At 47.7% G+C, this 13,336-nt stretch carries 8 protein-coding genes and 1 tRNA gene; 6 read left to right on the top strand and 3 right to left on the bottom strand.

Annotated elements, in window-relative coordinates; all coding sequences use genetic code 11:
* Positions 1-167 precede the first annotated feature (167 nt).
* Positions 168-773, top strand: coding sequence for a TetR/AcrR family transcriptional regulator (locus VC28_RS11230; protein WP_049630719.1), 606 nt, complete (start codon positions 168-170; stop codon positions 771-773).
* Here the strand turns inward: VC28_RS11230 and VC28_RS11225 are convergent.
* Together VC28_RS11225 and VC28_RS11220 are read right to left on the bottom strand one after the other, a co-directional pair.
* Positions 766-1,860: an EndoU domain-containing protein gene (locus VC28_RS11225; protein ID WP_049630718.1), complete on the bottom strand. Its 1,095-nt coding sequence runs from the start codon at positions 1,858-1,860 to the stop codon at positions 766-768. The two genes, VC28_RS11230 and VC28_RS11225, sit on opposite strands and share 8 nt — an antisense overlap.
* Before the next feature lie 163 nt (positions 1,861-2,023).
* Positions 2,024-2,108 (bottom strand) — tRNA-Leu (locus tag VC28_RS11220).
* Positions 2,109-2,274: 166 nt separating this feature from the next.
* On the opposite strand from VC28_RS11220, the gene rnr reads away from it, so the two are divergent.
* The 5 genes from rnr to VC28_RS11195 all read left to right on the top strand — a co-directional run bounded on the left by rnr (position 2,275) and on the right by VC28_RS11195 (position 10,018).
* The gene (rnr, locus tag VC28_RS11215) at positions 2,275-5,220 is read left to right on the top strand and encodes a ribonuclease R (RefSeq protein WP_049630717.1); all 2,946 of its coding nucleotides are present in this window, start codon (positions 2,275-2,277) and stop codon (positions 5,218-5,220) included.
* Between the two features lie 132 nt (positions 5,221-5,352).
* On the top strand, positions 5,353-6,111 hold the full coding sequence (rlmB, locus tag VC28_RS11210) for a 23S rRNA (guanosine(2251)-2'-O)-methyltransferase RlmB (RefSeq protein ID WP_049630716.1): 759 nt from the start codon (positions 5,353-5,355) through the stop codon (positions 6,109-6,111).
* A gap of 545 nt (positions 6,112-6,656) precedes the next feature.
* Entirely contained in the window at positions 6,657-8,288 is a 1,632-nt protein-coding gene (locus VC28_RS11205) for a chitinase (RefSeq protein WP_049630715.1), read from the top strand.
* Between the two features lie 223 nt (positions 8,289-8,511).
* Positions 8,512-8,691 (top strand): DUF3012 domain-containing protein, encoded by a 180-nt coding sequence (locus VC28_RS11200; RefSeq protein ID WP_049630714.1) that lies wholly within the window; start codon positions 8,512-8,514, stop codon positions 8,689-8,691.
* 202 nt (positions 8,692-8,893) lie between these two features.
* Positions 8,894-10,018, top strand: a complete 1,125-nt coding sequence (locus VC28_RS11195; protein ID WP_049630713.1) for an AraC family transcriptional regulator — start codon at positions 8,894-8,896, stop codon at positions 10,016-10,018.
* A gap of 58 nt (positions 10,019-10,076) precedes the next feature.
* Here the strand turns inward: VC28_RS11195 and VC28_RS11190 are convergent, their stop codons facing one another.
* Entirely contained in the window at positions 10,077-13,079 is a 3,003-nt protein-coding gene (locus VC28_RS11190; RefSeq protein ID WP_049630712.1) for a DUF748 domain-containing protein, read from the bottom strand.
* Positions 13,080-13,336 lie beyond the last annotated feature (257 nt).

The raw sequence follows: 13,336 nt of genomic DNA, 5'->3' as shown, positions 1-13,336 counted from the left end.
AAATAGATAAATGGGTAAATCGATAAATAAATCAGTAAATAGATGAATAAGTAGATAGGTAAAAAGTTGAGTTGCTGGATCGATCCAATTAACATACGCTGCGTATGTTAATAATAAATACATACGGCGCGTATGTAAATAGAAAGGCAACCGGAGTTATCAGTTTTATGAAGCGGGCTGAAAAAGTTGAAGAGACGCGCAACAAGCTTATCCAGGCAGCGCGCAAGGCATTTGCAGAAAAAGGTTATGCGGCAGCCTCAATGGACGACATCACCGCATCCGTAGGGCTCACGCGTGGCGCGCTCTACCACACCTTTGGTGACAAGAAGGGGTTGCTGATGGCGGTGGTGGATCAAATTGATACAGAAATGGCATCCCATGCCCACGCTTCGGCGGCCGAAGCCAACAGCCTATGGGACGGCCTGGTTGCCGAAGGTGAGGCGTACATCCGTATGGCCCTTAACCCTGAAGTGCAGCGCATCGTCCTGCTGGATGGTCCTGCTGTCCTCGGTGATCCATCGCAATGGCCAAGCCAGAATAACTGCCTTCAAATGAGCATCAGCACCATCAATAAACTGATTGAGGAGGGCACCATTAAACCGGTAAACGCCGAGGCCGCCGCACGCCTGTTAAACGGCGCAGCGCTAAACGCCGCGCTCTGGGTTGCAGCCAGCGATAATCCCGAAGACGTTGTTAATAAAGCGATCGAAGCATTCAAATGGATGCTCGATGGGTTAAGGATTTCAGCGGCTGGTGACTCGCCTGCTATTTAGGAAGCACAATTTTTTTAGCACAAGGTCTGTTTTGCTCCGGTGTGGCATCTGGATAGTATGTTCTGATGCCATTGTTGCGACGGACAAATACCATATCGTAATTTGCAGTGCCGTCATTTAATTCGAGAATACAGTGCGCACTTTTATTGCTGCTGGTGTGATTTTCAGAGAAGGCTTTGGTCGCACTGAGCAGCATATCGCTTGCATTAAGTGTTAGTCCGTAGCCTTTTATTGAATGCCTTAATACTTCGTTATTCGCTAATGTCACTTCAACGCCCATTGAATACACAGTACCTTCTGCCACTTCATTGCTGCTGAAGTTGTTCATCCTGCATATTGCGCCGTTTTGTTCCAGCTGCTGGTAGCGTCCATGAAAATGCAATCCACCAATGCTCCGCCCGCTTTTTTCACCGCAAAAAATATGGTCGAATCCATGCAGTGAATACCAGGCATCTGCAAGATCATTTAAATAGTGGTCGATGTCAGTTTGTTTTGGTTTTTCCTGAAAAATTTTTCCGTCGGTAAATACAAATAACCTTTTCAATACGTCGGAGTTAGATCTCATCAGAGACTTGAAGCCCTGAGCCGTAGTGATATTGCCCGGTGCTCCGCAGAAATCCAAAACATCGTTATCGAATTTGTTCAGCGGCGGCGCAGGGGGCGTAACATCGTTAAACCCTGTTCGGGTTTTTACCGGATTGGTTTCGTTATCGAAAAATTTCAAACACGTTGAGCGATTTAAGTTGTGCTGGTTTTGTGAATTGGCTTGATGCGTATTGGTTGCCGTTTTAAACATAGGTTTGCTATTTGCGTATGAACCACACGTCAGTTTTACCCATTTCTTTTTTCCATTAACGTCAAGATAAGCATGGGTAGCAGCTTCCGCTTTATTTTCACCCAAAGAAAGATAGGTGGTGCCTGCTTGTAATAAAACAGGATTGCTTTCTTTTTTAATGGAGTCATACGCGTTGCAGGATTGGTTCAGTGTGAAATCCTGCGGTGTTGCGAATAACGTCTGCGCATGAATAGCAGCGGATAACGACAAGCTCGATAGGGTTATCAGGGCTTTAATCCAATAGCTGGGCATAGTGTGTGATCCATTTACGCATACGGAGGTGGGAATTATTGCTGCTATGTGTGTCACTTTGAAGCTGGCATGCGTGCGATTATTGTGTTCTGGCTGTTTGGCGTTTTTATTATGCAGCCCAAAACAAAAAGCCCCGCTATTTTCATAGCGGGGCTTTCATGTTTGGTGCCCAGAAGAGGACTTGAACCTCCACGACTTGCGTCACCAACACCTGAAGCTGGCGTGTCTACCAATTTCACCATCTGGGCATTCCCAGTGCATAAGCAGCTGAGGCCGCGCACTATAAATATCACCCTGTGGGCTGTCAACAGGGTTTATGGTTTTATTTGTAGGTTTGTCATGATTGCTGCCCTATAATCCTTTTATACCCTCCGGATCGTTCGGAATTCGCCAAATTGATCATAGGATGCCCAATTGAGCAAACGTAAATCGCCCTCCAAAGACCCATTCGCATCGCGCGAAGCCGAAAAATACGAAAACCCCATTCCCAGCCGCGAGTACATCCTCGACCTTCTTGATAGCTCCGACCAGCCGGTTACCCATGAGCAGATGTGCGTCATGCTCAAACTCACCGGAGAAGACCAAATTGAAGCCCTGCGCCGCCGCTTGATTGCGATGGCGCGCGACGGCCAGCTGATTAGCAACCGGCGCGATGCTTACGTGCGGCTGGATAAAATTGATGTGGTGCGCGGGCGGGTGCAAGGGCATCGCGATGGCTATGGTTTTGTGATTCGCGCCGATGGTGGCGAAGATATTTATTTGCACAATCGCCAGATGCGCAAGGTGTTTGATGGCGATGAGGTGCTGGTGCGGCTTTCGGGTGAGCAATATCGCGGTAAGGAAGAAGGCGCGATTGTTGATGTGCTGATCCGCAATACCACGCAATTGGCGGGGCGTTTTTTTAATGAAGAGGGCGTGCAATTTGTGCGTCCGGAAAATCCGCGTATTACCCATGACATCATGATTCCGTTTGGCTCCTATGGTGGTGCCAAACACGGGCAAATTGTGGTCGCGGAAATTACCCAGCAGCCGGACAAAAACCGCCTGCCGACTGGGCGTGTCATTCAGGTGCTGGGCGACCACATGGCACCGGGCATGGAAATCGAATTAGCGATTCAAGCCCATGGTATTCCGAGTATCTGGCCAGATGCCGTGTTGGCTGAGGCTGCGCTGTTATCCCACGAGGTGCAGGAGAAAGATAAATTGCACCGCGTGGATGTGCGCCATCTTCCCTTTGTCACGATTGATGGCGAAGACGCGCGCGATTTTGATGATGCGGTGTTGTGCGAGCGCCGCAAGGGCGGTTGGCGTTTGTATGTGGCGATTGCCGATGTATCGCATTACGTGCAGATCGACAGCGCTTTGGATTTGGAAGCGCGTGCGCGTGGAAACTCCGTGTATTTCCCCGATTATGTAGTGCCCATGTTGCCCGAGGCATTATCCAACGGCCTGTGTTCACTCAACCCTCATGTAGATCGTTTGTGCATGGTATGTGAGATGAATATCAGCGATGCAGGGCGCATCACCGGTTATCAATTTTATGAAGGCGTGATGCATTCCCACGCGCGCCTCACCTACACCAAAGTGGGTGAAATACTTACTGGTGAAGGTGATGCACGCAACGCACTGCGCGAAGAATACAAAGCAGTGGTTCCGCAGTTGGAGTTGCTGCATAAATTGTATGAATGTTTGCGCAAAGCGCGCGATGAGCGCGGTGCAATTGATTTTGAAACGACGGAAACACGCATCCAATTTAATGAAGATCGTAAAATTGAACGCATTGTTCCCATCAAGCGCAACGACGCGCATAAATTAATTGAAGAGTGCATGCTCTGCGCAAACGTGTGCGCAGCGAAATTTATTGAGAAGCACAATCTCGTCGGCTTATTCCGTGTGCATGAAGGTCCAACCGAGGCCAAGCTCACTAACCTGCGCGCGTATCTCTCTGAATTAGGGTTGGGGCTTGCCGGGGGCGATAAACCAACGCCCGGTGACTACCAACAATTGTTGCAAATGATCCAGGGGCGCAGCGATGCGCATTTAATCCAGACCGTGATGCTGCGCAGTTTGCGCCAGGCGATGTATCAAGTGGAAAACCACGGTCACTTTGGGTTGGGGTATGAGGCGTATACGCACTTTACTTCACCGATCCGTCGCTATCCTGATTTGCTGGTGCATCGCGCCATTCGCTCGATTGTGCGCAGCACTGAGCCGAGCACCCATGTGCGCCGCGTTGACAGCGCAAAAGCGATTCCGAAAAAATTTATTTATCCTTATTCGCCCAGCGATATGTTGGTATTTGGCGAGCAGTGTTCACGCACCGAGCGCCGCGCCGACGAAGCCACTCGCGATGTTGTGAGTTGGCTCAAGTGCGAATATCTGCGCGACCAAGTGGGTGCCGTATACGACGGCCACGTCAGTGCTGTTACCAGCTTTGGTTTATTCGTGGAATTGAATGAGCTGTATATTGAAGGTTTAATCCATATTACCTCTTTGCCGCATGATTATTATCGCTTTGAACCCGCGCAGCAGCGCTTGGTGGGCGAGCGCACACGCAAGGTATTTGGTTTGGGTGATGAACTGGTGGTGCGCGTTGTACGTGTGGATTTGGATAACCGCAAAATCGATTTTGAATTGGAATCTGCCAGTGCTGTACGCCGTCCAAAATCGGCCGTCAAACCCAAAGTTGCCAAGCGTGCGGGAGTAAAAACGAAAACGGCCCCGGCAATAACGGCAAGCACAACTGCGACTAAACCGGCCACGAAAAAATCAATTACCAAAGCGGCATCAACAAAACAAACCGCGACCAAAAAGTCAGTCGCAAAATCAGCAACGGCCAAAAAAACAAACGTTAAACAAAAAGCAGATGTTAAGAGTGCTGACATTAAACAAGTAGCTGTCAAGCAAACAGATATTGCGAAACCAGAGCCTAAAAAAGTCGAGCCTAAAAAAGTAGAACCTAAAAAAGCCGACTCCAAAAAAGTAAACTCCAAAAAAACAACTGCTAAAACAGCGGCTCCAAAAGCACCTGGCAAGAAAACGCAGGTGCAAAAAGTGGCCAATAAACCGGCCGCTTCTGCAGTTGCACCCAACACCGGTAAAGCGGCGGCAAGCAAAAAAGCCGCTGCGAAAAAACCGGCGGTTGGAGCTGCAACAGCAAAATCTGCCAGTACCAAAGTAGTGAGTAAGAAATCCGGAAGTGAGGTTGATCATGGCCGTAAAACTGCGAAAGTTGCAAACAAGGCATCGCCAACAACAGTTCAATCGCCTGCGTCGAAAACAACTAAAAGCAAGGTTGTCGCTGACACCAAGAAAACTCCTGCTAAGAGACCGGTGGTTAAGGCTAAGGCAAAGGATTAATCTTTGGTTGCAGAGTGAAAGCTTTGTGTTGGATGAGCGACTGGATCGTGAAATTTATATCGTGAAAGACCGGCAGATCCGCGAGCGTGAAACGCGCATCTCCGAGCGTTAAATTTATAGCGGGAAATTGTTTTGAAACGTGAAATTATTTATGGCCTGCATGCGGTGCAGGCGTTATTGAAAAGTGCGCCCCAGCGGGTAATTGAGATTTATCTGCTGCAGGGGCGCAATGACCAGCGGCTGCAAAAAATTGTTAATGCCGCCGAAATAAATGGCATTCACTGCCAGCAAGTCGGGCGCAACAAGCTTGATGATATGGTCAGTGATGAAAACCATCAGGGTGTTATTGCGATCTGTACGCCCGGTGAAACTTACGATGAAACCTGGTTGTTCCAGTTTTTGGAAAACCTGCGCGAGCCTGCTTTTTTGTTGATCCTCGATGGCGTAACTGACCCGCATAACCTGGGTGCCTGCATGCGCTCGGCAGAGGCGGCGGGCGTGCATGCGGTCATCGCACCCAAAGATAAATCTACTGGTTTGACACCTGTCGCGCGCAAAGTCGCCTGCGGTGCTGCGGAAGTACTGCCGTTTGTGCCGGTGACCAATTTGGCGCGCACCCTGAAAAAATTGCAGGAGCAGGGTATTTGGTTATTTGGTGCAGCAGGTGAGGCGACGCAATCTATTTATCAATCCAACCTGACCGGCCCGATCGGTATTTTGATGGGTGCGGAGGGCGATGGTTTGCGCCGCCTTACGCAAGACACTTGCGATCATCTGATGAACATTCCCATGGCGGGAACAGTCAGTAGTTTGAATGTGTCTGTGGCTACGGGTGTATGCTTGTTTGAAGCTGTTCGCCAGCGTGCCAGCACGGCATCGCGTGGCGCGTAAAATATCCTTTATTTCCCAATCATATATCCCCTCTGTTTTTCTCCCGATACGCAAATTTTTTATTCTAATGAAATAAAAAATTTGCGTATCCGTCATCTTTTAGTCATATCACCGATTGCCAGAGCAATTGGCGGGTGATATATATGGCAACGTTGTCATGTGGGAATATAAGCGGGAATATAAGCGGGAATATAAAAAGAAACCGCGCAGGTGATTGCTCGTATACCGTCGAGGACAAAGTTCAGGATCGCTGTTCAAGGCTTACACCTTGAATATCTCGGATGGATCTCATTAGCGTTGTAAACAGGAAGGGTGTGTCTCTTAAAGTACGGACAAGTGTTGCAGGGTAAATAAAAATTGCAGCACAAGTACTTGATCCCCGGAGCCACTCAAAAAAATCACGTTGCGTTTTTAACTAAAAAGAAATTTTTGCAATTTCTTTACGGTTTGCTATTGCCTGAAATTTTTGTCTGTCGCGTTTCTTTTTACATCAACGCATTACATCAACGCAGTAAACCAGAAATAACAAATACAGTGAGGGGTCTATGAAACGTTCAATTATTGCGCTCGCCGCATTAGGCGCGGGCTTGTTATCCAGTAGTGCATTTGCCGTTAATTGTTCCGGTTTGCCGGTATGGAATAGTGCAGCAGCCTATGGTGGTGGTACCCAGGTACAAGAGGCAGGCAAGGCATATAAGGCCAATTGGTGGTCGCAAGGTCATAGCCCGGCCAGCTATTCCGGTCAATGGCAAGAGTGGGCATTACTGGGTACGTGCGATGGTGCTGCCTCTTCTTCAATCCGTAGTTCGGTTGCGCCATCGTCTGCTGCGCCCAGCAGTGTTGCGCCCAGTTCAAAATCATCCAGTTCAGTTGCGCCATCCAGTTCATCGATTTCCGGTGGCAATTGTTCATCACCGCAATATGTTGCGGGTACGGCTTATGCAACGGGTCAGTTAGTGCAAAATGCCGGTAGTGAATACCGTTGTAACATTGCTGGTTGGTGTGGTTCTACTGCGGCATGGGCTTATGCTCCCGGCACCGGTGCTCATTGGCAAGATGCCTGGTCGTTGGTCAAATCCTGCGGCGCTGCATCCAGCAGTGTACCGAGCAGTGTTGCGCCAAGCTCCAGTTCTTCTGTTGCACCGTCTTCCAAATCGTCCAGCAGTGTGAGCAGCCGTTCATCATCCAGTGTCAGTGGCAATGGCCGTGTTCCCGGTGATGCAGCCGCACTGCCGAAGCATGCGCTGGTGGGTTACTGGCACAACTTTGATAACGGCAGTGGTGTGATTCGTTTGGCGGATGTTGATCCGGCATGGGATGTGATCGTTATCGCTTTCGTTGAGGATGCGGGCAATGGCAGTGTGGAATTCCGTTTGGATCCTGCATTGAACAAAGCGCAATTTATTCAGGATGTTGCGACCAAGCGTGCGCAAGGCAAAAACATCGTGCTGTCTTACGGCGGTGAAAAAGGCACAGTGACACTGAATAACTCAACCAATCTGGCCAACTTCGTTAACAGTACTGCATCGATTATCAATGAGTACGGTTTTGATGGTGTCGATATCGATCTGGAATCTGGTGCCGGTGTTATGCACGGTGCGCCAGTGATCAACAACATGGTATCGGCGATCAAACAATTGAATGCGATGTATCCGGACTTCTACGTGTCCATGGCACCTGAGCATCCTTATGTTCAGGGTGGTTATGTGGCCTACACCGGAATCTGGGGTGCGTACTTGCCGATGATCGACCAATTGCGCAATGAATTGGATCTGTTGCACGTGCAGCTTTACAACAACGGCGGTCTGGCAACACCTTATGCCGCCCAGCCTTATCAGGCAGGCACAGTGGATATGATGGTCGCTTCTGCGCGTATGTTGATTGAAGGTTTCCCTCTGGCAAATGGTACTGCGGGCACCTTCAGAGGTTTGCGCCCTGATCAGGTTGCACTGGGTTTACCATCTGGCCCACGCGCTGCAAACTCTGGCCAGGCAACAACAGCTGACATCAACAAGGCGGTCGATTGTTTGGTTAAACGCACCAATTGCGGTAGCAACCTGCCACTGGCGGCCTATGGTGACTTCCGTGGTGTGATGACCTGGTCAATCAACTGGGATGTGAAAGATGGCCGCATCTTCTCGGTACCGGTTGGCAATCACCTGAAAAGCTTACCCTGATCGATAAACAGTGAAGGTACAGCGCAGTGCGATACTGCTGCGCTGTGATTCCGCTCGCGATCGTCCGCAACGCCCGCGCTTATCACGCGGGCGTTTTTTATTAACGAAATCCTGCATTCTTTAACAAAGAGCTCTGCTATCCTTGCCCTGTGCGCTTGTTGATAGGGGCCTGACACCGCTATCAGCCACAACCCACTGACAACTCGAATAATCCGGATTCTATATGCACACGTTTTCAACCGCCGTTAAATTGCTATTGGTTATTGCCTCTGCCTCCCTGATGACGGCCTGCGCGCCTGAAGTTGGCAGCCCTGAGTGGTGTAAAAATATTGAAGAAAAACCCAAGGGCGAACTCACCATGAACGAAGCCAAAGACTACGCCAAGCATTGCGTATTCAAATAGTGTTTATCCAAGTCGCCTTTTCAAATTGCATTGAATAACGATGGGTGCTGATAAGCAGTGCAAGTGATTTGCACTAACCTGATCTACAGATAACTATTAAAATTGCTTGATCGATTAACCACAATCGACACGCATCATGCTCCGTTGTCGTTGTAAGAGAGCAAGAGCGAAAGCGACCTAGAGAGACGCAGAGAAAGACCTGATGAAAACTAACTTTCTAAATATTCATGACCTGGTACTGGTGCTCACCGCAGTGGAGTGCGGTGTGTTGGCGGTGCTATTAAACCTGTTGCCCGCAAAACATATCCAGCCCCGGCGTATTCTGGCGGGTTTTTTTGTACTGATTGCGCTTGTGTTGACCACCACGTTGATCGTTTGGAATGGCGATTTGAAAACCGCCGCAATCAATCACACACCTGTCGTTGTCACTGTGCTGGCCGCTTGCCTGTTGCTGCAAGGGCCTGTGTTGTATTTCTACTTGCGTTCGCTCTCGCAGCATATTGTGCTGTTGCGCTGGCGCAACTTGTTGCACCTCGCTCCGGCGCTTATTGCGGTCATTTTATTGGTGGCTTTTGGTATCGATAGTTTGGAATGGCAGCCTGCAACGGAACTTACCGGTGTGGAAAATGCCGTGGTGGCATTTCTGTGGGCATTGGTAAAACTATCGCCCTTGGGTTACATCATTGCCTGCGTGATCGCAGAATACAAATTGCGTGAGCAGCTAAAACATTTGTATTCCGATATTGCTATGTCGGAATTGAAATTGGCCGATGTAGTACTGGCCGGTTTTTGTTTGCATTGGCTGTGGTCATTGCTGGCGTATTTATTGGAAGGATTAGTAAGTGCATCGGTGAGCGATACGCTCGGGATTATCGACAATTACCTCACCGTCATTCTGGTAAACGGGCTGTTTGTATTTGGCCTGATCAACACCCGGCAGTTGCTTAGCGTGCATGTTGTACCCGCAGCAAAACCGGTACAGCCCAGCAAAATGGATCACAAGGTTGAGATTATTGAAAAGGCGATCCATGAAGATAAATTGTACTTGGAGAGCAATATCAACCTTGAACGCTTTGCCGAACAGATAGGATTAAAGCCGCGCGATATTTCCGCGATTTTGAAAATGCATTACCAGAGCAACTTCTTTGAATTTATCAACCGTTACCGTGTAGAAGAAGCCAAACGTTTGCTCGTTGCGCCCGAATTCAAAGACGAAACCATTCTTGAAATTATCTACAAATCCGGCTTTAACAGCCCCTCAGCCTTTCATCGTTTCTTTAAGCGCATGGTAGGGATTACGCCAACGGAATATCGGCAAAAAGGCTAGTGGTGTTTGAACCTGCCTTTGCAAAAAATCCCCGCCAATGAAAATTGGCGGGGATTTTTTATTGCGATGCGATTTTTTGGCTTTTGGTTTTTTTCAAACTGGCTTTCAGTTCCAGTTTTAATTTGTTGTCTTTGTTCAGTTGCCCTTCGTGAGCGGCTGCCATTTTGATGTGGTTGATGTTGATGCCCGGCGTTTTAATCAGTTGGTCATAAACTATTTTGGCGCGGTTGTCTGCCAGTTGCATGAGATCCTCATGCGTAATAACTTCCGTTGCCACTAGTGCGTCTTTCACTGAGCGTACATAGGTCAAGCGATCCACATTGTCATTGTCGTCATCCTGCTGGTTAAGCGCATTGCGTTTTAACTCATCAAGGCTGGGCGTGAGGTTTTTTTCTTCGTAGAGTTTTTCCAGTGTTGCTATGTACTTGCGCGAACCGATATTGGCATCGGTAAGGTTTTGGGATATTTGCTCGCGCAACGCGGCATTAAATTTTTCTTCTTTGAGTGTGTCTGTATCAAACGCTGCCGAGTAAACGCCTGCGATTGTAATTTGCAAATCCGGGCGTTTGAGCATTGCCTCGCCTAACTGTTGGACTTTTTCAGTTTGTGCGGGCGATAAATCGGTGCGGCCAGCAAAAAAGCTGATGTAACCTAAATCTTTGTTATTGCCCACGCCGACCAATCCCGCCAAAAAGCGAAATGGTGCTGCGGCAACATTGGTGATTAGTTTGCTCAACGCGCGGCGAATGGTTTTACTGTAATCAAACTTCGGATCGTCAATATTCCCTTGCACGGGCAGGTCTGCGCGTATGGTGCCGTCTTTATCTTTTAGTAGCGCGATGGCAAGGTCGAGCGGTAAATCGGCAGCGCCAGGTTGCGCGACTTTTTTACCTAGCGCGAAATCGTGCAGCACAATATTGTTTTTCCCCAGCATTTGGCTTTTATTGATTTCATATTCCAGATCGAGATCCATTTTCCCTTTGGCAATTTCACGCCCTGCGAATTTAATCGAGTAGGGCGAAAAATCAGCAATATCAATATTATTAAACGCTAACGCCATGCGCGTTTTTTGTGTTGGCTCCAGCGGGAAAATCGCGCCGCTCATTACCATTTCACCAAAATCGCTGACTTGCCCTTCCAGTTTTACATCGGCGGGTGTGTTGCTGGTTGAATCCAATGTGGAAATAGTGCCGTTGATGTGGGTAATGTCAGCCGAGAACGGCAGTGGGAGCGATGCATCGGAAAATTTTCCGCTCGCATCATCAAAATCAATACGGCCAATTAAATAGGTAAATTCGCTGGCGGGGTCGGTTGTTGCCACAGGTGCGGGTTCAGCAGGAATTTCAGGTAACACTAATACTCTGGATAGCGTGTGGCTACCATCCGGGAATACATTGAAGTCTGCAAACGCTTTATCAAAACGCATACGTCCGATGTTGATTTTTTTATCTTGGGTATTGGCAATTATGCGGTTAATCCTCAGTTGTGACCATGTGAGTATTGGTTTTGCGGATGATTTCTCTTGCAACGTGAATTGGTCAATCAGTGCATTTCCTTGAATTTGAATGACCTCTTCTTTTGAAGTGATTTTACCTTCCGCTGAAAGCTCGCCTTCAGTAATGTCAACCAATGCATAGTCATCAATAAATGTTTGAATGGCTTTCATCGGGAATTTTGTAATGGTGTAAGTGCCTGCGGCATTCTTGAGTGGATTGATCTGTAATCTTGCGGCTGATTCAAATTTTCCGCCTTGCAAATAAAAATTGGCAGACACTTCTACGGGTTGATTTTCTTTTGTGCTCAGGTTTTTTGCCTGAAAGGCAATATTGCTAACCTTGACTTGTGAAGCAGTGCGGATCGATGAATCTGTATAGTGCAAGTTTATGCCAGTGACCGACAGGGTATTATTGGTGAATTGCCAAGCCGATTTTTCTGCGTCGCTATGGTCGTCTGTCGCACTTAATTGCGCCCAATTGAGTGTTCCATCTTGTGTAGTCGTTAGCCATAGATCGCCAGTGCTTAATGTGATGTCTGGTATGTGAATCTGTTCTTCCGGCCATTTGAATTCGCCTCCACTCAGGATAATTTCGTCAAGTGAGAGTAATGGTGCATTATTGGTTAGCTGCGAGGCCTTTATATTTTTCGCTTGGGTTTGTATATCAAAAATATGAACCGTTATGGCTGATCTTTTTGTTTGGTGAATATCGTATTTAAAGGTGGATTGGTAATCGCCGGTAGTGATGGCAACGCTAAACTCTTCACTGAAATAATCTGCCAGTGTTGTTAACAGTGGTCCATTGATGGTGACATCGCCCTTACTGGCAAAAGGCGCAACACTAATATTGCCTTTCCAACTCAGCTCAACACCGCGATCCGTTTTTAAGTGTAAGGATTGCTGTCCTGTGGTATTGGGCAGGCTACTGAATTGTTGGATGTGAAAATCAATTGGCCCTATATCCGTTTTAAAGGTGTTTTTACGCAGCTGATCTTCAATGTGGAATTGCTCAACTTGCACGTAAATATTTTCTATAGACAATTTTAGCGGTGACACGCTGGTGCCATCATTCAGTGTATCAGCAACAGTTGTATTGTTATCGGATGGACTTGCTAAATGGGTTTGAAGGTTGTTAAAAATCTGAGTGAAGTTGTGTGTGGTACTGTTGATGCGTTTGAATTCGCCATAAATTCCAGTGAGCTTCACTTCATTGAATTTCCATTCGCCCAACTGCCATAGACTGCTCAGTGAATTCCACAATTGCAAATCAACAAATAGACGATCAAACCCCAGTGGTTGATCCAAACCTTGCCCGGAGATTTTTGCGTCATTTATCTCAAGGGTAAATTCATAAGGGTTGATGGATATCCCCCCAATATCCAAATTGAGCTTTAATTGATTTACAACAATGTCATTTAACCGGTTTTTAATGACCATAGGTGCAATAACAGCAAGTGCCAGGTTGTAACTGAGCAATAAGCCAAGCAGCCATACCCAGGGGCGACGCCAGGATAACCAGGCAAAATACTTAACACGAAATGACGTATTTGCAGTTTCTTTCATCATGAATAAAACCAAATCTGTTGTTGCCCGTTATTACAAGCGAGTATAAATGTGTGAGATGTATCCTGTGCAATCCAGTCTAGCGGCCTTGGTTGCTGCTAACTGTTAATTTCTGCGTAATTGGCGATAAATTTTGACCGCGCCACCCTGCGGAGGTTCGTACTACAATCGGTTTAACAAGGAGGAGCGTAAAGATACGTCTGCGTCATTAACCAATCTAAGCATTAATAGCAATGATTGAAGTAGAGCATTTTGGGTAA

Source organism: Cellvibrio sp. pealriver, from assembly GCF_001183545.1.
In the GTDB taxonomy this organism is placed as follows: Bacteria; Pseudomonadota; Gammaproteobacteria; order Pseudomonadales; family Cellvibrionaceae; genus Cellvibrio.
The sequence above is the reverse complement of the archived record's forward strand: the minus strand, read 5'-3'. Positions and strand labels throughout refer to the sequence as shown.